Source organism: Paraburkholderia sp. HP33-1, from assembly GCF_021390595.1.
Lineage (GTDB): Bacteria > Pseudomonadota > Gammaproteobacteria > Burkholderiales > Burkholderiaceae > Paraburkholderia.
The window spans coordinates 3,291,464-3,312,405 of the sequence record NZ_JAJEJR010000001.1; the positions used below are offsets into that span (position 1 = coordinate 3,291,464).

The 20,942-nt window shown below is 65.3% G+C and carries 22 protein-coding genes; 7 read left to right on the forward strand and 15 right to left on the reverse strand.

The features are described 5' to 3' along the window. The first annotated feature begins 26 nt into the window (after positions 1-26). Both fliQ and fliR read left to right on the forward strand, forming a co-directional pair. The gene (gene fliQ, locus L0U81_RS15200; RefSeq protein ID WP_233803906.1) at positions 27-296 is read left to right on the forward strand and encodes a flagellar biosynthesis protein FliQ; all 270 of its coding nucleotides are present in this window, start codon (positions 27-29) and stop codon (positions 294-296) included. Between the two features lie 45 nt (positions 297-341). Beyond that, positions 342-1,124 (forward strand): flagellar biosynthetic protein FliR, encoded by a 783-nt coding sequence (gene fliR / locus L0U81_RS15205; RefSeq protein WP_233803908.1) that lies wholly within the window; start codon positions 342-344, stop codon positions 1,122-1,124. A 78-nt stretch (positions 1,125-1,202) separates the two neighbouring features. Here the strand turns inward: fliR and flgL are convergent, their stop codons facing one another. From flgL to flgB, 12 genes are all read right to left on the reverse strand, one after another. After that, positions 1,203-2,429, reverse strand: a complete 1,227-nt coding sequence (gene flgL, locus L0U81_RS15210) for a flagellar hook-associated protein FlgL (RefSeq protein WP_233803910.1) — start codon at positions 2,427-2,429, stop codon at positions 1,203-1,205. A gap of 11 nt (positions 2,430-2,440) precedes the next feature. Further along, positions 2,441-4,435: a flagellar hook-associated protein FlgK gene (gene flgK / locus L0U81_RS15215; protein WP_233803912.1), complete on the reverse strand. Its 1,995-nt coding sequence runs from the start codon at positions 4,433-4,435 to the stop codon at positions 2,441-2,443. A 225-nt stretch (positions 4,436-4,660) separates the two neighbouring features. Then, on the reverse strand, positions 4,661-5,434 hold the full coding sequence (locus tag L0U81_RS15220; protein ID WP_233803915.1) for a flagellar brake protein: 774 nt from the start codon (positions 5,432-5,434) through the stop codon (positions 4,661-4,663). A gap of 294 nt (positions 5,435-5,728) precedes the next feature. Continuing rightward, positions 5,729-6,727: a flagellar assembly peptidoglycan hydrolase FlgJ gene (flgJ, locus tag L0U81_RS15225; protein ID WP_233803917.1), complete on the reverse strand. Its 999-nt coding sequence runs from the start codon at positions 6,725-6,727 to the stop codon at positions 5,729-5,731. Between the two features lie 12 nt (positions 6,728-6,739). Then, positions 6,740-7,909, reverse strand: coding sequence for a flagellar basal body P-ring protein FlgI (locus L0U81_RS15230; protein WP_326489824.1), 1,170 nt, complete (start codon positions 7,907-7,909; stop codon positions 6,740-6,742). 2 nt (positions 7,910-7,911) lie between these two features. Continuing rightward, a complete protein-coding gene (gene flgH, locus L0U81_RS15235) occupies positions 7,912-8,610 on the reverse strand; it encodes a flagellar basal body L-ring protein FlgH (RefSeq protein WP_233804360.1) in 699 nt (232 codons plus the stop codon). Positions 8,611-8,639: 29 nt separating this feature from the next. Continuing rightward, entirely contained in the window at positions 8,640-9,428 is a 789-nt protein-coding gene (gene flgG / locus L0U81_RS15240) for a flagellar basal-body rod protein FlgG (protein ID WP_233803919.1), read from the reverse strand. A 60-nt stretch (positions 9,429-9,488) separates the two neighbouring features. Next, positions 9,489-10,247 carry a flagellar basal-body rod protein FlgF gene (flgF, locus tag L0U81_RS15245; protein WP_233803921.1) on the reverse strand — a complete coding sequence of 253 codons (759 nt, stop codon included), beginning with the start codon at positions 10,245-10,247 and terminating at the stop codon, positions 9,489-9,491. A gap of 17 nt (positions 10,248-10,264) precedes the next feature. After that, the gene (locus tag L0U81_RS15250) at positions 10,265-11,776 is read right to left on the reverse strand and encodes a flagellar hook protein FlgE (RefSeq protein ID WP_233803922.1); all 1,512 of its coding nucleotides are present in this window, start codon (positions 11,774-11,776) and stop codon (positions 10,265-10,267) included. A 43-nt stretch (positions 11,777-11,819) separates the two neighbouring features. Further along, positions 11,820-12,542, reverse strand: coding sequence for a flagellar hook assembly protein FlgD (locus L0U81_RS15255; RefSeq protein WP_233803924.1), 723 nt, complete (start codon positions 12,540-12,542; stop codon positions 11,820-11,822). Between the two features lie 10 nt (positions 12,543-12,552). Further along, positions 12,553-12,978 carry a flagellar basal body rod protein FlgC gene (flgC, locus tag L0U81_RS15260; protein ID WP_008923533.1) on the reverse strand — a complete coding sequence of 142 codons (426 nt, stop codon included), beginning with the start codon at positions 12,976-12,978 and terminating at the stop codon, positions 12,553-12,555. A gap of 124 nt (positions 12,979-13,102) precedes the next feature. Next, positions 13,103-13,600 carry a flagellar basal body rod protein FlgB gene (gene flgB / locus L0U81_RS15265; RefSeq protein WP_233803926.1) on the reverse strand — a complete coding sequence of 166 codons (498 nt, stop codon included), beginning with the start codon at positions 13,598-13,600 and terminating at the stop codon, positions 13,103-13,105. Positions 13,601-13,818: 218 nt separating this feature from the next. On the opposite strand from flgB, the gene flgA reads away from it, so the two are divergent. The 5 genes from flgA (at position 13,819) to L0U81_RS15290 (ending at position 17,207) form a co-directional block, all read left to right on the forward strand. After that, positions 13,819-15,282: a flagellar basal body P-ring formation chaperone FlgA gene (gene flgA / locus L0U81_RS15270; RefSeq protein ID WP_233803928.1), complete on the forward strand. Its 1,464-nt coding sequence runs from the start codon at positions 13,819-13,821 to the stop codon at positions 15,280-15,282. 144 nt (positions 15,283-15,426) lie between these two features. Beyond that, positions 15,427-15,786: a flagellar biosynthesis anti-sigma factor FlgM gene (gene flgM / locus L0U81_RS15275; protein ID WP_233803930.1), complete on the forward strand. Its 360-nt coding sequence runs from the start codon at positions 15,427-15,429 to the stop codon at positions 15,784-15,786. Between the two features lie 94 nt (positions 15,787-15,880). Next, on the forward strand, positions 15,881-16,327 hold the full coding sequence (locus L0U81_RS15280) for a flagella synthesis protein FlgN (protein ID WP_233803932.1): 447 nt from the start codon (positions 15,881-15,883) through the stop codon (positions 16,325-16,327). 290 nt (positions 16,328-16,617) lie between these two features. Next, positions 16,618-16,800: a type II toxin-antitoxin system HicA family toxin gene (locus L0U81_RS15285; RefSeq protein WP_233803934.1), complete on the forward strand. Its 183-nt coding sequence runs from the start codon at positions 16,618-16,620 to the stop codon at positions 16,798-16,800. Continuing rightward, positions 16,797-17,207 carry a type II toxin-antitoxin system HicB family antitoxin gene (locus L0U81_RS15290; protein ID WP_233803936.1) on the forward strand — a complete coding sequence of 137 codons (411 nt, stop codon included), beginning with the start codon at positions 16,797-16,799 and terminating at the stop codon, positions 17,205-17,207. The genes L0U81_RS15285 and L0U81_RS15290 overlap by 4 nt, the downstream gene beginning before the upstream one ends. Before the next feature lie 106 nt (positions 17,208-17,313). Here L0U81_RS15290 and L0U81_RS15295 read toward each other — a convergent pair whose 3' ends face one another. The 3 genes from L0U81_RS15295 to flhF are packed head-to-tail and all read right to left on the reverse strand — an operon-like array spanning position 17,314 to position 20,872. Then, positions 17,314-18,048, reverse strand: coding sequence for an RNA polymerase sigma factor FliA (locus L0U81_RS15295; RefSeq protein WP_233803938.1), 735 nt, complete (start codon positions 18,046-18,048; stop codon positions 17,314-17,316). Between the two features lie 30 nt (positions 18,049-18,078). After that, positions 18,079-18,948: a MinD/ParA family ATP-binding protein gene (locus L0U81_RS15300; protein WP_233803940.1), complete on the reverse strand. Its 870-nt coding sequence runs from the start codon at positions 18,946-18,948 to the stop codon at positions 18,079-18,081. Continuing rightward, positions 18,941-20,872 (reverse strand): flagellar biosynthesis protein FlhF, encoded by a 1,932-nt coding sequence (gene flhF / locus L0U81_RS15305; RefSeq protein ID WP_233803942.1) that lies wholly within the window; start codon positions 20,870-20,872, stop codon positions 18,941-18,943. Before flhF ends, L0U81_RS15300 begins: the two co-directional genes overlap by 8 nt. Between the last annotated feature and the right edge of the window lie 70 nt (positions 20,873-20,942).

Consider the following 20,942-nt stretch of genomic DNA (forward strand, 5'->3'; position numbering starts at 1 on the left):
CTGGTTCCAATTTTCAGGCACTCACGATGACACCCGAAGCAGTCATGACGCTGGCCCACCAGGCCATGTACGTTGGCCTCGTGCTGGCCGCTCCGCTGCTGCTCGTCGCGCTCGTCGTCGGTCTGCTCGTGAGCCTGTTCCAGGCCGCCACGCAGATCAACGAGACCACGCTGTCGTTCATCCCGAAGCTGCTCGCGATCGCGGTCACGCTGGTGATCGCCGGGCCGTGGATGCTGACCACGTTGCTCGACTATCTGCGCCACACGCTCACCAGCATTCCGACGCTCGTCAACTGAGCGCCGCGGGCCCGTCGACGCGCTAGCGCTCTCCCCTCTCACCCCATGTTCACGGTCACCTACGAGCAACTGAACGTCTGGCTGACCGCGTTTTTGTGGCCGTTCGCGCGCATCGCCGCGCTGGTCGCGACCGCGCCGGTGTTCGGCAACACCTCGCTGCCCTCGCGCGTGAAGATCGGCCTTGCCGCGTTCACGACGATCATCGTCGCGCCGACGATCGGCGCGCTGCCGCAGGTCACCGTATTTTCCGCGGCCGGCGTGTGGATTCTCGTCAACCAGTTCCTGATCGGCATCGCCCTCGGCGTGACGATGCAGATCGTGTTCCAGGCGATCGACGCGACCGGCTATTTCATCGGCCTCGGCATGGGCCTCGGCTTCGCGACCTTCTTCGACCAGCAGGCGACCGGCTCGGGCGTCGTGATCTCGCGCTATATGACGACGATCGCGACGCTGGTGTTTCTCGCCGTCGACGGTCATCTGCAGATGGTCGCCGCGCTCGTGACGACGTTCCAGTCAGTGCCGGTGTCGGCGAACCTGCTTGCGCCGCACGGCTGGCAGACGCTCGCGAACTGGGGCGGCTCGATCTTTTCGGCGGGGCTGCTGCTCTCGCTGCCGGTCATCGTCGCGCTGCTGATCGCCAACCTTGCGCTCGGCATTCTCAATCGCGCGGCGCCGCAGATCGGCGTGTTCCAGATCGGCTTTCCGCTGACGATGCTGGTCGGCCTGCTGCTCGTGCAGCTGATGCTGCCGAACATGATCCCGTTCTTCGTGCGGCTGTTCGACGGCGGCATCGATCAAATGGGGCGGGTCGCGGCGGCGCTGAGGTAACGCCGCGAAAAACCTGGATCGCAGACGCAAAAAAAACCGGCTCGCGCCGGTTTTTTTCATGACCGCACCGAAGCGGCATCAGTTGCTGATGTAGTCGAACAGCGACAGGCTCTGGATCTTCACGAACGCTTGCTGCGACGCCTGCAAGGCCGCCTGCTGCTGCGTGTACTTGCTGATCGTCTTGACCATGTCGGTCGAGGTCAGGTCTGCGAGATTGCTTGCCGTTTGCGTCGAGTTGGTCTGCGTGACCGTTTGCAGCGCCTGGACTTCCTGCTCGCGGCCGCCCACCGACGCCTGCACCGCGGTGACGTTGTTCAGCGTGTTCGAAAGCTGCGACAGGCCCGTGTTCATCACGTTCTGCAGCGTCGCCAGGGCCGTATCGTTGCCGCTCACCGGCTGCTGGAGCGCGGTGATCATCGCGTTCAGGTTGGCGAACACGTTGGTGCCCGCCTTGTTGGCCGGCTGCACGGTGAACGTGTCGTTGGCGGCCGGCGTGCCGGTGATTTCGACGGTCTGGCCGCCCATCGTGATGTTCGAGCCCGACGTGTAGGTCTGCGCAGCACCCGCGACGCCGGTCGTCGTGTCGGTGACCGTGTAGGTCAGCGACGAGCCGGTGCCGCTGAACTGGATCTGGTACGAATCCGCATTCGCCGTGTTGGTCGGATCGGTGACCGTCACCGCGCCGATCACGCCGGTGCCGGTGTTGCTCGAACTGCCCGAGGCGATCGGCTGCGCATTGGTCGCGCCGACACTCATGAACACCGACAGTCCGTTGTCGCCGGTTGCGACCGAGTTGCTGTCAGTGAGCTGCACGGTGCGCGTGCCGGTGTCGCCCGAATAAACGACGTTGCCGGCCGCATCGGTCGTGAACGCGTGGGTCGAATTCTGAAAGCCGGCGAACAGCGCGTTGCCGGAACCGTCGGTCGCGTTCGAGTAGGTCAGCAGCTGGTCGCGCAGGGTCGTCAGCTGCGCGGCGATCGCCGAGCGGTTGGTGTCGTTCAGCGTGCCGCTGCCGACGCTCAGGCCCAACGTGTTCGCGCTTTGCAGCGTCGAGATCACGCTGGTGAGCGTCGAGTCCTCGGTCTGCAGCGACGAGAGCGCCGAGGTCTGGTTCGTCGTGTACTGCGACAGCGCGGCCGCCGTCGAGCTGAGCTGCACGGCCTGTGCGGCGCCGAGCGGATTGTCGGCGGGCGTGGTCAGACTCTCGCCGCTCGAGAGTTCCTGATAGATCTGCGACAACTGGGACTGCTGGTTGTCCATTGTCGCGACGTTCATGCTGAAGTACTGCGAGGTGGAAATTCGCATGGTTCAACGCCTTACTGGAAGATGCCAAGCAGAGTCTGGAACAGTGTCTCTGCGGTCTGGATGACCTTGCTGTTGGCCTGATAGAGCTGCTGGTATTGAAGCAGGTTGGCCGCTTCCTCATTGGTATTGACGCCCGACACCGACTGCTGCGCCGACGTGATCTGCGTGACGAGCGTGCTTTGCGCGGTCGCCGACGCCTGGATCTGCGAGGTCTGGTTGCCGATGCTGTTGACGTAGTTCGCGTACGCGCCCGTCAGCGTCGCGGTGCCGCCCGAGAGCACCGTCGCCGAGGTCAGGTTCGACAGCAGTTGGGCGTTGCGGCCGTCGTTGGTCGCGCCGGTATTCGGTCCGATCGTGAACGAGTCGCCGTTGGCGGGCGTGCCGCTGAGCGTAATCGAGACGTTGTTCATCACGCCCGCGCTCGCCGAGTTGCTCGGGTTGGTGATCGTCAGCGTCGCGCCCGAGCTAGCCGAGTACGGCACCGCGGTCGTCGCCGTGCTGATCGTGTACGAGGTGGACGGGGAGCCTGCGACCGTCACCACCGAGCCGACCGGGAAGCCGGTGAGGCCGGTGCCCGACGTGTACGTAATCGTCGACGTGCTGGTCGGGGCGCTGTAGCCGGCCGATACCGTGCCTTGCGTGACCGTCATGCTGCCCGTGTTCGACGTCGACGCCGACGCGAGCACCGGCGCCGCCGCCGCGATCGCCGAGGGCGACGTGGTGGTCAGCGCGAAGTTGTCGAGCGCGCCGCTGGTCGGCTGGACCGAGAACGAATCGCCGGCCTTCATCGTGCCGCTCGCGACCGAGAACTGCAGGCCGTCGATCGGGTTGGTCAGGTTCGTCGCCGAACCGACGATGTTGCCGGTCTGGTTGTCGGTCAGCGTGTAGGCGGTGCCGTTGTACGACAGCGTGTAGTTGCCCGTGGTCGGCTGCGTCGCATCGGCGAACGATGCGGAGAGCGTCGCGTTGCCGGTGTTCTTCGGGCTCGCATACACGGTCGGCGAGCCGACCGTAAACAGCGCGCCGCCCGCGGTGCCGTTCAAGGTGAGGCCAAGTTCGTTCTGGTTGTTGACCTGCGCGGCGAAGCTCGTGGCGATCGCGCCGAGTTGCGCCTCGGCAGGATCGAGCGTTTGCGAGCGGAATTGCAGCAGGCCGCCCAGCGTGCCGCCGGACACGCTCGTGTCGGACAGGGTCTGCGGAGTCTGCGTCGCCGTCGAGCCGGCCTGGCCGAGATACTGGACCGACAACTCGCTCGGATCGCTCGTCGAAGTCGCCGTGCCGAGGTTGAAGCTGTTGCCGGCCAGCACGAGCGGTTGTCCGTTCGACATGAACAGGCTATAGCTGCCGTTGTCCTGCACGACCGACACGCCGACCAGTTGCGACAGGTTCGATACCGCCTGGTCGCGTTCGTCGAGCAGCTGGTTCGGCGGCTGGCCCTGGCTGCTTGCCTGCGTGATCTGCGTATTCAGCGACGCAATCTGCGCGGTGTAGGTGTTGATCTGCGTGACCGTCGAGCTCAGCTGCGTATTGACGCTCGAGCGCAGCTGGTCGTACTGCTGGCCTGCCTGGTTGATCTCGTTCGCGAGCGTCTGCGCATCGCTGATCGCGGTCTGCCGCGTCGATACGCTCGACGCACTGTTGGCGACGTTCTGCAGGCCAGTAAAGAAACTGCTGATCGCGGTCGAAATCCCCGATGTCGGACTGCCGACGAGGTTGTTCAACTGCGTGATCATCGTGTTGTACGTGCTGAGCGAGCTGCTCGACGACTGCGCGTTGTTCAGTTCGGTCGTCAGGTACTGGCTGTACTGGCGCTTCACGGTGTCGGTCGACACGCCCATCGGCATGTAGCCGGAGCCGGTATAGGTGCCGCTCGACTCCGAATACACCGGAGTTTCGAGCGTATAACCGGCCGTCGACACGTTGCTGATGTTGTTACCAGTTACCGTCAAACCCCATTGTGCGGCGTTCAGTCCGCTAAGGCCGATATCAAAGAGAGTGCTGGACATGCGTCATCCTGAAGGGCGACATCGCAGACGTGCCGCCGCGTTGCTGGAACATCCTCTTTAACGGCCCGCCGCGCAAAAAATTGAGGGCCATTCCGCTTCGTTTGGGCTCCCCGCCGTGTTGCCGCGAAGCAGCCTCGTACGCCAGTGCAACGTTTGCTTCGCAGCGCGAAGCGTTCGCGTGCAACCGGGCGTCATGCGCACGGCCGCCGCGCGTCGTCTCGCCGTTCAGCGCGCCAGCGAGCGGCGCTTCATTTCGAGCTGCGTGATCAGCCGCTGCAGCGTGTTTTCGGTGCTGCCCGGCAGTGACAGGAAGCGGAAGCCGAGCTGATAGCGCTGCGTGCCGTTCGGCAGCGCGAGCGCTCGATGCGACACGAGCTGCAGATCGAGCGACAAACGGCCGAGCGCGCCGAGCGAAAGCTCGCAGTCCAACAGACGCGCGCCCATCGGCAGCTCGGCGACGCGCGGGTCGCTCGTGCGCATGCCGACGCCGCCGAGCGACAGGTCGTGCACCTCGAAGCGGAACGTGTCGCCTTCCGGCAGGCGGCCGGTACACATATAGGGTTCGAGAATCGGCGCGGCGACGCGGAAGTACTCGCGGCGCTGCACGTAGAACAGCACCTCGGGAAAGTTCGCCTCGAATGCCGGCAGTCCCTCGAAGCGCGTCTCTCGCGGCGTCGGGGTCGAGAACTCGACACGCACGCCGTCGGGCGATGCGTGGAATTGGCAGCGCGGCGCGCTGAGCAGCTCCTTGTTCTGATCGGAGAGCGCGCCCCAATCGAAGGTGAAGGTGCGCTCGCGCACGTCGACGTCGAGCAGGCGCGTGACGAGCTGCCCGCCCGCATATTCGACGGTGAGAAAGTCGCCACGGTTGACGAGATTGCGCAGCTGGACGCCAATTTCCAGCGGATTGCGGCGGCCAAAATCGGGCACGCCATCGTCTTGCGGGACGTGCGGCTGACCGTTCGCGTCGGTGTGGCCGTTCGACTGATTCATATCCATGGGCTTGCCGGTAAGCATGTTCTTGCGGGCGCATGCCGCGGCTTGGCCGTTGACATTGACGGTCTCATTGAGAAGCCGCGACACGCGCGTTCAACCGGACGTAACAGCGCTATTCCGGTATCGGGTCTAGCTGATTAGCGGCAATATCCAGCCAAAATTTAGGGGCTTTCAATAAATCTTCGCCGAAAATTTCCCGCAAACGTTAAACCCGTATCTGCCCCATGGTCGGTGATGTCGCTGGCCCGGCATTTGACGCCGCTATTCACGCCGTCCCATCGCGTGCATGATTTTTAATCAGCCCATTTTCTGCATGATCGACAACAGCTTTTTCGCGTAATGCGGGTCGGTCGCATAACCAGCGCGCTGCATGCCGTTCGCGAAGCCGTTCACGTCTCGCGACGAATTGATCACCTGCGCATAACGCGGATTGCCCTTCAACAAGCTCGCGTAGTCGGTCATCGCTTCCTCGTACGAGTCGTACGCGCGGAATTTCTCGACCGTGCGATGCGGCTTGCCGTTCACGTATTCGGTCGTGACCGTCGACACGGTTTTGCCGGTCCAGTCGTTGCCCGCCTTGATGCCGAACACGTTGTGGCTCGTCGAGCCGTCGGCCTTCCTGATCTCGCTTTTGCCCCAGCCCGATTCGAGCGCGGCCTGGCCGATGATGAAGCGCGCCGGAATGCCGGTCGCCGCGCTGGCGGCCTGCGCCGGCGCGGCGAGCTTGTCGACGAACGCGTCGACCTTCGGCGAGCTGCCGTCCCCGCGCAATGGCGGCGTGAGCGCGCTATTGGCCGAGTAGGCCCGGCCGAGCGCAAGCTGGCCGTTCGCCTGGGCGTTGCCGAAGGCATGGGCAAGCGCGTTGAGCGCCGCTGTCTGGCCTTCGTCGCCGCCGCTGCCGCCGCCGAGCGCGTTGGCCATGCCGGTGAGACCACCCGCCGCGCCGTTCGCGCCGCCCACCTGCATGCCCTGGTTGCGCATCAGCTGCTTGAGCATCGCGTCGGCGACGCCGATGCCCTTCTTCGATAGCTGCTGCGCCAGCTGCTGATCCATCATCGACGTGAAGGTCGCCGTGTCGTGCGAATCGAACGGACTGTCCTGCGGCGTCGCATCGCGCATGCTCTTGAGCATCATCTGCGTGAACACGGCGTCGAACTGCTGCGCGGCCATCTTCATGCCCGCTTGCGGCGACGCCTTGGCCTGCGCGCTCAGTGCGCCGAAACCCTGCACGTCGAGCGCGAACCGGCTGGTCAGATCGTTGGCGGAATTGACGTTATTGGTCGTATCCGAATTCATCTGGCGTGCTCCTTAGATGATTTCCAGTTCGGCGCGCAACGCACCGGCTGCCTTCATGGCCTGCAAGATCGACATCAGATCCGCGGGCGTCGCGCCGAGCGCGTTGAGCCCCTTCACTACGTCGGCGAGGTTTGCACCGGCGCTCACCATTTTCAGCGCGCCGTTGTCCTGTTTCATCTGGATCTGCGACTGCTGCGTGGCCACGGTGCGGCCGTTCGAGAACGCGCCCGGCTGGCTCACCACCGGCTGCGTATTGATCACGACCGACAGATTGCCGTGCGCAACTGCGCAGTTCTGCAGTGTGACCATCTGGTTCATGACGATCGAGCCGGTGCGCGCGTTCAGGATCACCTTCGCGGGCGCCTGCGCGGGCCGCACGTCGAGATTCTGCAGCTGCGCCATGAACGCGACCTGCTGCTGCGGATCGGCCGGCGCGCGCAACTGGATCGTGCGGCCGTCGAGCGCGGTCGCGGTGCCGCTGCCGAACGCGTTGTCGATCGCGGCGACGACCCGCTGCGTGGTGTCGTAGTCCATGTCGTTCAGGTCGAGCTGCATCGTGCCCGCCTGCGACACCGCGGTCGGCACCGAGCGCTCGACGATCGCGCCGCTGGTGATGCGGCCGGCCGCCAGCTGGTTGACCTGCACCTTGCTGCCGTTCGCGCTCGCGCCCGCGCCGCCCACCGCGACGTTGCCCTGGCCGAGCGCATACACCTGGCCGTCGGCGCCCTTCAGTGGCGTGAGCAGCAGCGTGCCGCCGCGCAGGCTCTTCGCATTACCGAGCGACGACACGGTGATGTCGATCGCTTCGCCGGGCCGCGCGAACGGCGGCAGCACCGCGGTCACCATCACCGCGGCGACGTTCTTCAGCTGGATGTTCGACAGCGTCGACTGCGAGTTGCTCGAGCCCGCCGCCTGGTTGTTGATCGAGATGCCGAGGTTCGCGAGCATGTTCGCGAGCGTCTGCGTCGTAAACGGCGTCTGCGTGGTCTGGTCGCCGGTGCCGTCGAGGCCGACCACGAGGCCGTAGCCGATCAGCGGGTTGTCGCGCACACCCTGAATCTGCACGAGGTCCTTCAGGCGCTCGGCGTGCGCGGGCGTCGCGGCTGGCAGCGCCGCACAGGCGAGTGCGACGAACATGAGTGCGCGGCCCGCGCGCGACAGCGTGTTGAAGACGTTACTCATGATCACCACGGCGCCACGTTGAGGAAGAACCGCTGCAGCCAGCCCATGTTCTCCGCTTCGTTTATGTAGCCCTTCGCGGAGTACTCGATTTTTGCGTCGGCGACCTGGGTTGAGTACACGGCGTTGAGACTCGAAATCGTGTTCGGATTCACCACACCGGAAAAGCGCACAAATTCATTGCCCTGATTGATCAGCATCTGCTTCTCACCGCTCACGATGAGGTTGCCGTTCGCCTGCACGCCGGTCACCGTCACCGTGATCGTGCCGTTGAACGTATTGGACGCATTCGCGCCGCCGGTGCCGGCAAAGCCGTTGGCGCCGGTCGCGTTCAGGTTGGTCTTGCCGAACAGCCCACCGAGAAAGCCCGCGGTCGGTACGCTGAAGTTCGTGTTGCCGTTGCGGTTCGCATTCGCGCCCGAGGTCTTCGTCGCGTTGATGTTCTCGGCGATCACGATCGTGATGATGTCGCCCACATTGCGCGGCCGCTGGTCTTCGAAGAGCGGCCGACCCGCGTAGCCCGGGTTGTAAATCGAGCCCGGTGCCTGCGACTGCGGTGGAAGCGGCGGCAGCGCGGTCATCGGCTGCTGCGTGATCGGTTCCTTCGGCACGAGGCCACAGCCGCCGAGCGCCGCGAGCAGCGCGAGCTGCACGAGAGCCTCAGCCGTGCGCGAATGAACCGGAGTACGAGTGGAATGCGACATCATCCTTTACCGCCTTAAATGTCCAGTCCTCAAACCTGCATCTGGCTCAAGGTCTGCAGCATCTGGTCGGAGGTGTTCACGGCCTTGCTGTTGATTTCGTACGCACGCTGCGTCTGGATCATGTTCACCAGTTCCTGCACGACGTTCACGTTCGACGCTTCCACGTAACCCTGATTGAGCGTGCCCGCGCCGTTCAGACCCGGTTGCGACACGTTCGGCGCGCCCGACGATGCAGTCTCCGCGAACAGGTTCTCACCCTTCGAGTCGAGGCCGGCCGGGTTGATGAAGGTCGCGAGCTGCATCGTGCCGAGCTGCTGCGTGTTGCTCGAGCCGGCCACGGTGATCGACACCGCACCGTCACTGCCGATCGTCAGCGACGTCGCATTGGTCGGGATCGTGATCGCCGGAATCACCTGGTAGCCGCTCGATGTGACGAGCTGACCCTGCGCATTGGTCTGGAACGAGCCGTCGCGCGTGTAGGCGGTCGTGCCGTCGGGCATCTGCACCTGAAAAAAGCCCGCGCCGTTGATCGCGACGTCCTTCGAGTTGCCGGTCTGCTGCAGGTTGCCCTGCGTGTACAGGCGCTCGGTCGCGACCTGCTGCACGCCGGTGCCGAGCTGGATACCGGACGGCAGCTCGGTCTGCTGCGTCGAGTTCGCGCCCGGCTGGCGGATGGTCTGGTACAGCAGATCCTCGAACACCGCGCGCGAGCCCTTGAAGCCGTTGGTGCTGACGTTCGCGAGGTTGTTCGAGATCACGTCCATCTGCGCCTGTTGCGCATTCATGCCGGTGGCGGCGATGTAGAGCGAGCGGTTCACTATTGTTCTCCCATGCAAAGCATTCGGAGCGCGCCTCGTAGCGCACCCCGTGGCAATCCGTTAGCTGAAGCTGAGCAGCTGGTTGGCGGACTGGTCATTCTTGTCGGCGTTTTCCAGCAACTGCGTTTGCATCTGGAACTGACGCGCGTTGGTGATCATCGAGACCATCGCGCTGACCGGATTCACGTTGCTGCCCTCGAGCGACGCCGGCGCGACCGTCACGGTCGGATCGGCGTCGGCGGGGTTGCCGTCGGCGGTGCGAAACAGGCCGTCATCGCCGCGCGTGAGCGTCTGCGGATCGGGATTCACGAGCTTCAGCTGATCGACGGTGACGACAGCCTTGGGCGGATCGCCCGGGGTCAGCGCCGACACCGTGCCGTCCTTGCCGATCGTGATCTGCGCGCCCGCCGGCACCGACACCGGCCCACCGTTGCCGAGCACGACCTGATTGGTCGCGTTCACGAGCTGGCCGTTTTCGTCGATGTGCAGATTGCCCGCGCGCGTGTAGGCCTCGGTGCCGTCGGCGGTCTGCACCGACAGCCAGCCCGGTCCCTGAATCGCGACGTCGAGCGGATTGCCCGTCTGCTGGATCGGCCCCGGCGTGTAGTCGGCGCCCGGCGTTGACGACAGCACGAACGTGCGGGTCGTGTCGTCGTTGATCGTGCTGCCGTCGCCGAACGACATCGGTACGGCGCGGTAGGTTTCGAGCTGCGCGCGAAAGCCCGTGGTCGACGCGTTCGCGAGGTTGTTCGCGACGATCGCCTGCTGTTCGAGCGCCTGCGCGCTGCCAGACATCGCGGTGTAGATCAGCCGATCCATGAAGAGGTCCCGTTCGCTTACAGGTTGATCAGGGTCTGGTCGACGCTCTGCTGGGTCTTGATCGTCTGCGCGTTTGCCTGATAGTTGCGCTGCGCGGTGATCAGGTTGACCAGCTCGCTCGTCAGATCGACGTTCGAGTCCTCGACCGCGCCGCCTTGCAGCACGCCGTGATTGGTCGAGCCCGGTGTCGAGATCTGCGCGACGCCCGAGGCCGCCGTCTGTTCGTACTCGTTGTTGCCGAGGTCGACGAGGCCGTTCTGGTTCGAGAAGTTCGCCAGCACGATCTGGCCGAGCGCCTCGGTCTGGCCGTTCGAGTAGTTGCCCGTCAGCGTGCCGTCGGAGCCGACCGTGAAGCTCGTCAGCGTGCCTGCCGCATAGCCGTCGGTCGACAGGCTGTTCACGCCGTCCTTGCCGCCGTATTGCGTGGTGCTGCCCATGTTCAGCGTGATGTTCTGCGGCGTGCCCGAACCGTCGGTAGTCGGGACCGACAGGGTGAACGCGCCGAGCGTCGAGGTCGCGACGCCGCTCGCGTCGGTCGTGCTGACCAGCGTGCCCGACGAATTGAAGTTCGCCGTGCCGACCAGCGTCGCGGTGCCGGTCGAGGGGCCAGCGTACACGTCCCACGTACCCGAGCCCGTCTTCGCGAAGTACATGTTGACCGTCTGCGAGCCGCCGAGCGAATCGTAGGCCGTCGTGCTCGTCGAGTAGTTGTAGGTCGACGAGCTGGTCTGGTCGAACGTGGTCGGGTTCTGCGTGATCGTGTAGCTGTCGCCGGCCGCCGGCGCGCCGCTGAAGGTGATGCTCTCGCCGTTGCCGAGCGTGATCGCGGTGCCCGCCGTGAAGGTCTGGGACGCACCCGTGACGCCGGTCGTCGTGTCTGTGACCGTGTAGGTGGTAGTGGTCGGGAAGTTGATCGTGTAGTTGTCGGTGTTGGTGCCCGCGGCCGCGTTGGTGATCGTCGCGCCGGTCGTGCTCAGCGTACCGGTGTTGGTGCCGGCGGGCGTCGCGGTCGGCGAGCCGAGCATGATGCTGTCCTGCGCGTTCAGGTTCAGGCCCGCAGTGATCTTGCTGGTCGCCTGCGGCGCGATATTCGCGGTCGGCACCGTCAGCGGCACGGTCTGCGCGGAGTTGATGATGCCCGAACTGTTCGCGGCGTAGCCCATCAGCTGGAGGCCCTGCGCGTTCGTGATGTAGCCGTTCTTGTCGAGCTGGAACACGCCGTTACGCGAATAGGTCAGCGTGCCGTTGTTCGACATCTGGAAGAAGCCGTTGCCGTTGATCGCGACGTTCAGCGCCTGGTTCGTCGTCGTGATCGTGCCTTGCGAGAACTGCTGCTGCACTTCCGAGAGTTTCGTGCCGATACCGATCTGCTGGTTCACCGCGGTCGCGACGGAATTGGCGTACATGTCGGCGAATTCGGCGGTGCCGCTCTTGAAGCCGACCGTATTGGAGTTGGCGATGTTGTTGCCGATCACGTCGAGATCGCTCGACGACGCCGACAGACCGCTCAAACCTGTTTGGTAACTCATGACGTACTCCGTATCTGGAAAGTCGTAACTGGATGGATCCGGCTTACAGGATCGCGGCGACGCTGGTCAGGCCGACCGTCGAACCGTTCGACAGCACGAGGCCCGGCGTGCCGCTGCTCTGCTGGACGACGCTTTCGACTGTCCCGCTGGTGAGCGTGGTGGCCGTCGCCTGCTGGCCGTTGATCGTGCCGGTCGCGGTGATCGTGTAGGTGCCGTCCGCGAGCGTGGCGCCCGACGAGTCGGTCGGCGTCCAGCTGATCGGAATCGTGCCGGCCGACTGCTTGCCGAGATCGATCGTGTTGACGATCGTGCCAGCCGAGTTCTTCACGACGACCTGCAGGTCGCTGACGGAGTTCGCGAGCGTGACGCCGAACTCGCTCGCCTTGCCGCTCGATACCGTGACCGAGTTGCCCGACGCGAGCACGCTCGAGCCGATCAGCAGCGCGGCCTGCGACTGCTCGCTGGCCGACAGCTGAGTAGACAGTGAGCTCAAGGACGTATTGAGAGTGCTGATGCCCTGCACCGTGCTGATCTGGGCAAGCTGCGAGGTCATCTGCGAGCTGTCCATCGGGCTGGTCGGGTCCTGGTTCTTCAACTGCGCGACGAGAAGTTGCAGGAAGGTGTTCTGCAGGTCCGAGGCCGACGTGCCCGACGTGCTGCTCGTCGAGCTGGTCGAGCTCGAGCTGCTGCTCGTGCCGTTCATCGTGTCGAGCAACGTTTGCGAAACGGTCGTGCCGCTGCTGCCGATGGTGGTGTTGGTGGTCAAGGCTCTCTCCTCAGGTTCCGATCGTGAGCGTTTTCAGCATCAGGGTTTTGGCGGTGTTCAGCGTTTCGACGTTGGCCTGGTACGAACGCGACGCCGAGATCATGTTGACCATCTCCTGCACCGGGTCGACGTTGGGCAGCGTCACGTAGCCGTCCGCGTTGGCGGCCGGATTGCCGGGTTCGTACGCGGTTTTCATCGGCGACGGATCGTCGACCACGCCGGTCACCTGCACGCCGCCGACCTGCTGGCCGGATCCCGAGCGGGCGCCGCCGAGCGGGTTCACCGCGAACACGACCTGCTTGGCCTTATACGGCTGGCCGTCGGGGCCCGTCGTGCTGTCCGCGTTGGCGAGGTTCGACGCCGTCACGTTGAGCCGCTCCGACTGCGCCGACATCGCGGAGCCCGCGACACCGAAAATATTCATCAGGGATGGCATGTTTCCTGACCTCTCCTGCCGATTCGCACCGGCTTCACGTTAATTCCCGTAGCGTTTCTGTTCGTGCGTGCTGCCTGTATCAGCGGCCATGCGCTCTGCTCGTGTGCTGTTCAGCGTGCGCGGCTTACGAGCCCGACGTGATCGCCGACAGCATCGTCTTGATCTGGTTCGACACGACCGTCATGCCCGACTCGAAGTGCACCGTGTTGTCGGCGAATTGCACGCGCTCGGTGTCGACGTCGACAGTGTTGCCGTCGAGCGCCGGCTGCTGCGGAATCCGGTATTGCAAATTGCCGTAGTCGTCGGGGCTGCCGCCCGTCGCCGTCAACGTCGCCTTGCCGCTCATGTGCCCCGCCTCGGTCGTGCTCATCGACATGCCGCTCGTCACGCCGGCCGGCTGCGTCATCGCGAGCGTCGAGCTGTTCGATGTGCCCTGCCCCGCGGTGCTGCCGCCCGTCTTCTTCAAAGCGCCGGCGAGCGACGACGCGAAGTCGATGTCGCGTGCCTTGTAGCCGGGTGTGTCGGCATTGGCGATATTCGATGACAGCAGTTCCTGCCGGTAGGCCCGCACATCCATCGCCTGCCGGCCGAACGCGAATTCGGCATCGAGTTTGTCCAGCATGGAAATCTCCCGAGAACGTTTCCAAGGCCGTCCCGTGTGCGCATCATGCGAGACGCGTGGCGGGTGCAAAGGCCTTTTTGCATGTGGTGCATCTTATGGGTCGGGCGCAAGCGGCAATCGGACGAATAACCGGGAAAGGGGGCTTCTATTCAACGTTTGTGCGAAAGGGGTGCTCACTAGAATGCAAGGCGTACCGATGCATTCGATGGAGACCCGCGATGGACCAGCCCACCCACACCTTGCCGCAGCGTGCGAGCAGCACGACGATGCGCCGCGGGGGTGGCGACGGGGTCGATGCCTGTGAGGGCGCGGGTGCGCGAGCATTGCTGCGCGCTCCCGCGCGTTGGCTTGTACGTTGCCTGACTCGAGTGATCGTGAGCGTCGCGGTGTGGGTGGCGGGCGGTATCGTGCTGCTGCCGGCTACGACCCGCGCACAGGATGCGGGTGGCGCGATCGTGATTCCCGGACCGGGCGAGAAAAATCCCGCCGCGCTGAACGATCTCGCGCAACGGATTCAGACGCCGGCGCAGCGCAGCGCATCTGCGGCCTCGCTAGCGGCGGCGACCGCACAGTCGCTCGGCCGCGCGCCCGCCTCCCGCGACACTGATGCCTTCGCCCGCGCCGCGAGCGCGAGCGGCGCGATCGTGATTGCTGGCGCGGGCGAGCCCGCTGCAACCGCGCCGGCCATGATCCGCACCAACCTCAAACCAGACGCCAACGGCGTCGTGACGATTCCACCGCCGGCCAGTACGGGGGCGCCGGGCGTCGCGCGCGTCAATCTCGAAGCGGGCACGGCCGCCGGCCTCGTGAATCCGCGTGCGGTCGCGGCCAGTGCGCAGCAAGGCGACGGTTTCGACAGCCTCGCGTCGCGTGGCGAGCCGCCCGAGTTCGACACGAATGGCAAACCGATCGCGAGCGCTGCCCCGCGACCGGCCAGTTCCGCGCTTGCGAGAATGCCCGTGACGCCGCCGACGTCGCGCCAACCGGCCATCGCCATCGCACAGAGAACGCCGCCGGGCGCCACCGCAGCGAAGCCAGCGCAACCGGCGCCGCTTCCGGGCCAGCAGGACCCGGAAGCGATTCACGCGGCCGCGCTTGCGTTCCTGCAACAGCAGGCCGTCGGTCTGCCCGGCAAGGTCGACATCACCGTCACGTCCGCGTTTCCGCGCGGTCTCGCCGCGTGCACGTCGCTCGAACCATTCATGCCGACCGGCGGGCGCCTTTGGGGCCGGCTGACGGTCGGCGTGCGCTGCGCGGGCGAGCGGCCGTGGACGATCTATCTGCAGGCGCGCATCTCGCTGTATGCGACGTACTACCTCACCGCCCGCGCGATGGCGCCGGGCGAAGTGCTCACCGCCGCCGACCTCGTCGCGCGTGACGGCGACCTGACCGGCCTGCCGCAGTCGATCGTCACCGATCCGTCGCAGGCGGTCGGCTCGGTCTCGCTCGTGCGGCTCGCGGGCGGCATGCCGCTGCGCCGCGACATGCTGAAGAGCGCGTCGGCGGTGGTATTCGGCCAGACCGTGCGGGTCGTGGCGGCCGGCGACGGTTTCTCGATTTCGTCCGAGGGCAGCGCGATGAACAACGCGTCGCCGGGCCAGCAGGTGCGCGTGAAGACCGCGAGCGGCCAGATCGTCTCCGGCATCGTCAAGGATGGCGGAACGGTGGAGATCCAGATGTGAGCGCGCTGGCGGCGGCGAAGGCTGGCAAAGCAGTATTGAAAGGGGCAGATGGCCACGCATTGGCGGGTCGGATGCCGAGCGATTGCGCTAAAGTTTTGATCGGCGGTTGCCGTTATCAGGATCAAATCGTTAGGGAAGCCAATCGTGAAAGTCGATCCCACCACCTCTTCGAATCTGGCGTCGTTGAAAGACGCTTTGTCCCGTTCACAGCAGAGCGGCGAAGCCACGTCGGCAGCCAGCGCCACGCAGGGCACGACGAGCGCGGCCGCGCCAGCCGCGAGCAGCACGTCGGGCGACACGAACGTGAGCCTGTCGGGTCTGTCGCAGCATCTGCGCAGCCTCGCGGCCTCCGGTTCGGCCGACATCGACACCGCGCATGTCGAATCGATCAAACAGGCGATCAAAAGCGGCACGCTGCAGATCGACTCCGGCAAGATCGCCGACGGCGTGCTGCAGACGGCGCGCGACTTGTTGCAGAACAAAACCTCGTCGACCGGCAACTGATCGGCATCTCGCCGCGCGGTGACCTGCCGGGCGGCATCCGACCAACCTGGCTCGCGCGTCGTTCGGGAGCCGTTGTGCGTAGCGAGTTGTTGACATGAAAGACGCCCTGGTTGCCACCCTGATCGAAGAATATTCGACCGTCGAGGCGTTCGCCTCGATCCTCACTCTCGAAACCAAAGCGCTGACCGCGGTCTCGCCGTTGGAGCAGTTGCCCGCCATCGTCGAGAAGAAGACCGAGCTGATCGGCGTGCTCGCGAGGCTCGAAGCCGCGCGCGACGCGCATCTGGCCGAGCTCGGCTTTCCGGCCGGCTGGCCCGGCATGGAACTCGCGGCAAGCACCGACACGCGTGTCGCGACGCAATGGAAGCTGCTGCAGAAAGCGGTGGACCGCGCGCGGCGCGTCAACACCAACAACGGCGAGCTGATCCGCGTGCGGATGGACTACAACCAGCGCGCGCTGAAGGCGCTTCAGGTCACCGTGCCGCGCAAGGCGAACCTGTATGGGCCGGATGGGCGAATTCCGGCTTATTCCGGACTTTGACCGGCCCGCCTGCCCGACCTGCAATCGAGCACGATCCGAAGTGAATCAGAAGGCCCGTCATCGACGGGCCTTCTCCTTTTCTGCCGCCCGTTTTTCACCCGCCTCCCTCTCCATCCCACGCTGCGTTAGCCATTCGGCTAGCTAGCGCTAGTCCACCTCGTCAGGCTGAAATGATGCCTTCACTCAAGTCTTCGCCGGCGCCGCAGCTTCGACATGGCCGCGCATCGATAGGCGGAATCTTGCCCGCTAGTAGGTTTGTGTAATCGTGTGTATGATGGAGGGTGTGATGTATGAACAGTGCCGAGGTCGTCAAATTGATTCAAGCGCATGGTTGGCAGCTCGTCCGCATCGCGGGCAGTCACCATCATTTCAGGCACGCGGAAAACCGGCGGCTGGTGACCGTCCCGCACCCGAAAAAAGATTTGCCGGCCGGCACCCTGAACAGCATTCTGAAACAGGCGGGGCTCAAATGAAGCATCTGATCTTTCCGATCGCCATCGAACCCGGAGACAACACGCACGCGTTCGGCGTCGTGGTGCCCGACATTCCGGGCTGCTACTCCGCGGGCGACACGCTCGAACATGCGTACGTGAACGCAAAAGAGGCGATCGAATCGCATCTCGAAACGCTGCTCGACGAAGGGCTGCCGCTGCCCGAGCCGCTCACGCTCGGCGAGCATCGGCGCAATCCCGAGTTCGAGGGTTTTACGTGGGGTTTCGTGACGACGCGCAACATTCCGGCGTTGAAGAAGGCGGTCCGCATCAACATCTCGCTGCCCGAGGTGCTGGTGCAGGAGATCGACGCGTATGCGCAGGCGCGCGGTATGTCGCGCTCGGCTTTTCTCGCACTCGCCGCCGAGCATGAGATGGCGGACGCATGAGCAACCGTAGGGGGTTAGGGCGCGCGCTGCGCCGCACATCGGCAGCAGCGCGCTGCCGCGTCTGAAGGCCCCGCCTGAAAAGCGGCGGGCTTGCCCCGCAGTCGCTTCAGTTCGCTTCGGCGTTCGCCCAGGCCAGTTCCCGCAGCCGGGCACGCAGGCGTGCCACAGCCTGGCTGTGCAGCTGGCACACGCGCGATTCGCTGACTTCCATTACCGCGCCGATCTCGCGCAGATTCATACCGCGCTCGTAGTAGAGCGACATCAGTAGTTTCTCGCGCTCCGGCAACCGGTCGATCGCATCGACGACCGCCGAACGCAGGTTGTCGTCGAGCAGCGCCGAGAGCGGATCGGAATGATCGACGCAATAGCGGTCCAGAAAAGGCTCGTCGTCAGCGGAGCGGTCAAAGTCTTCGTAGTAGATCAGCTGGCTGCCGTGCAGGTCCTGCAGCATCGACTGGTATTCGTCGAGCGGCATCTTCAGGTGCTCGGCGATCTCCGCCTCGCTCGCCGAACGGCCGAGGCTCTGCTCGACTTTATGCACTGCGGTTTCCACTTCGCGCGACGTGCGTCGCAGGCTGCGCGGCAGCCAGTCGTTACTGCGCAGCTCATCGAGCATCGCGCCGCGAATGCGCTGACTGGCATAGGTCTCGAACTGTGCGCCCTGGTCTTCCTTGTAGCGGCCGGCGGCATCCAGCAAGCCGATCATGCCGGCCTGGATCAGGTCGTCGAGATCGACGCTTGCCGGCATTTTCGCGACGAGCTGCAAGCCGAGTCGACGCACGAGCGGTGCGTACTTCGTCAGAACTTCGGCCTGAGAAATCTTTCCCTGGGCGTTGTACATCGTGCTCCCCTTGTCCCTCGTGCGCGCCTTCTAAGCGTGCTGCGCGGACGGTTGGTCGGCGTGGTGCGCCGCTGAAACTGTCGCAGGTGCCCGCCAGGGCGTTTGCGACGACATCGCTGGCCGCATCGGCCAATACTGCAATTCCGCGGCGAGATGGCGGAAGTCGCGCGCGGCCGGTGTCGACGGGAACGCGTCGACCACACAGCGCGACAATTCGAGCGCCCGCACGACGCGCACGTCGGCTGCGATGCAGCCGGCGTCCTCCAGCGCGACGGTCAGGTAGCGGCCGGCCACGCCGGCGAGATTCGTGAACGCGGCATGCGCGTCGCTTGCGCTTTGCACGTGATTGGCGAGCACGCGCAGCTGCGCGATCGCGTGCCCGTAATGCAAACGCTTGATGCACGCGTACGCGTCGGTGATCGCCTCGCCCGAGACGCGCGCGACGATCATCACGTCGTGCGCCTGCTTCGCGAGCGGCGACAGATGCCCTTCGTCGTCGAGTTGCGCGTCGATCAGCACGACGTCGGCCGAGCCTCCGAGCAGCACGCTGAACTCGGCCTCCGTATGGCCCTCGCGGTTGTTGCGCGAGGCGGCCAGCACCGAAAAGCCGAGCGCGTGACGCGCGGCCGCGAAGTCGACCGGGGTCTCGCCGCGCATCACCGCGGCGAAGTTGCCCGCGCCGCGCAAGCCGCCGAGCATCGCGCTCACCGATTTCTCACCGACGCATTCGTCGATCACGAGCACGTCCTTGCCCTGTTGCGCGAGCGCCGCGGCGAGGTTGACCGCCACGGTCGTATTGCCCACGCCCGCCGACGCACCCGCCAACGCGATCACGCGCGCACCGCCGCGCGCGAGCAGCCGCCGCAGGCCTTCCGCCTGATCGGAAACGAACTTATCCAAAGCGAACCTCATGCAGCTCGGCCGTCGAACGTGCCGACAGCGAGGACAGCAAAGCAGGGATGTTGTCGTCGTGCGGTACGAACGGCGAGTTGTCGCGCGGAATGCAGAACGTGCTCTTGATCAGGAATTTCTTCGTCGCGACGTACAGGTTCTCCGGCACCTTCTGCCCGGTCGATACGTAATGCACCGGCAACTTGTAGCGGATCACCGCATCGAGCACGCCGCCCAGGTTGGTCGCTTCGTCGAGTTTGGTGAGGATGCAGCCGGCGAGCGGCTGCTGGTCCGGCGCGCGCTGATACGCCTGCACGACTTCGTTCAACGTATCGCCGTGGCTAGTCGCGTTGAGCAGCAGCAGACGCTGCACCGGCTGGCCGGCGCGGCACAGCATCGCGATCTGGTCGGACACGAGGCGGTCGCGCTGGCTCATGCCGATCGTGTCGATCAGCACGATGTGCTTGTTGCGCAGCTCGGAGAGCGCGAGTTGCAGATCGGCGCTGTCTTTCACCGCATGCACCGAGACGCCGAGAATCTTGCCGAAGATGCGCAGCTGTTCATGACCGCCGATGCGGTAGCTGTCGGTCGTCAGCAGCGCCACCTTGCTCGCGCCGAAGCGCATCACACAGCGCGCGGCGAGCTTCGCGGTGGTCGTGGTCTTGCCGACGCCGGTCGGGCCCATCAACGCGAACACGCCCCCGCGCTCCATCAGCGCGTCTTCGTCTTCCATCACCGGCAGGTTCGATTCGAGCACCGAGCGGACCCAGTCCATGCCGCCGTCCATCGTGTCGATGTCTTCGGGCAGGTTGTCGACCATCATCTGCACGAGCTGCGCGGAAAAGCCCGCGGCGAACAGATGCTTGGTCAGCGCGGCGCGTGACGGATTGCGGCGCTGCCGATCGCCCCACAGCAGACCCGCGAAGTGCTCTTCCATCATGTCGCGCATCGACGACAGCTCGTTCATGACAGTGTCCTTGACGACCTGCTCCATGCGCCCCTTGATCGCTTCGGCGACGGCGGCCGACGTGCGGCCTTCGTCGGTGGCGGACGGCGCGGGCGCGAGCTTCTGCGCGGCGCGGCGCGCGGCGACTTCAGCGGCTTCGCGCGCCCAGGCGGGCGTGTCGATCACCGGCGGTACGGCGGCTGCACGCGCGTCGACCGCGCTGCCGAGGCCTTTGGCGGTCGCGACGGCGGGCGTCATCGCGGCGGGACGCGCGCTGTATTCGCCGCTCTGTTGCTGCTGCTCGGCCGCGATGCGGCGCGCGTGATCGATGAGCCACGGATTCGACTCGGCCATCGTGCGCGGCGCGGCGGCTTTGCCGGAGGCGGCAGCCGGCGGCACCGGCACACCGGCCGCTTGCAGCAGATCCGCACGGATGTCTTTGGACAGGCGCGTGGCCGCGGCACGGGCGCTGGCGCCGGAAGGTGCGGCGGAAGCGGCGGGCGCGGCACCTGCCGCGACGGCTGCGGATGCGACCGTGATGCCCGTCGCGCCGGTTGTGCCCAGCATCGCCGGGCTAACTGGAAGATTGCCGGGCAAGGCGGTCGTCGGCGCAAACGCTTTCGCGATGGCGAGAGGCGCCTCATTCGCGGACGCATTGAGCGCCTGGTTGACTGTCGAGTTCGCCGACGCATTCACCGGCATCGCTTCAGCCCCTGCTTCCGGGCTCGCGCCGAACACCGACGAAAACACGTCCGGCATTGCGCTTGCGTACGGATTCGCCGGTGCCGCGGCCCGTGCGCCGGCCTGAGCCGCTTCGCGCGCTTTCGGCGTGATCGCGGCGAGATCGCTATCGGCGAGTGCGACGATTTCGACGCTGCCGTCGTCCATCGTGCGATTCGACAGCACGACTGCATCGGGGCCAAGTGCTTCGCGAACGAGACGCAAGGCGTCGCGATTGGTAGCACCGACAAATTTACGAATGTTCAAGCTGGACCCCCGATGAGGTAAACGGACTGACGGACCGGCAATACACCGCTTCCCATTGCGATCAATTATT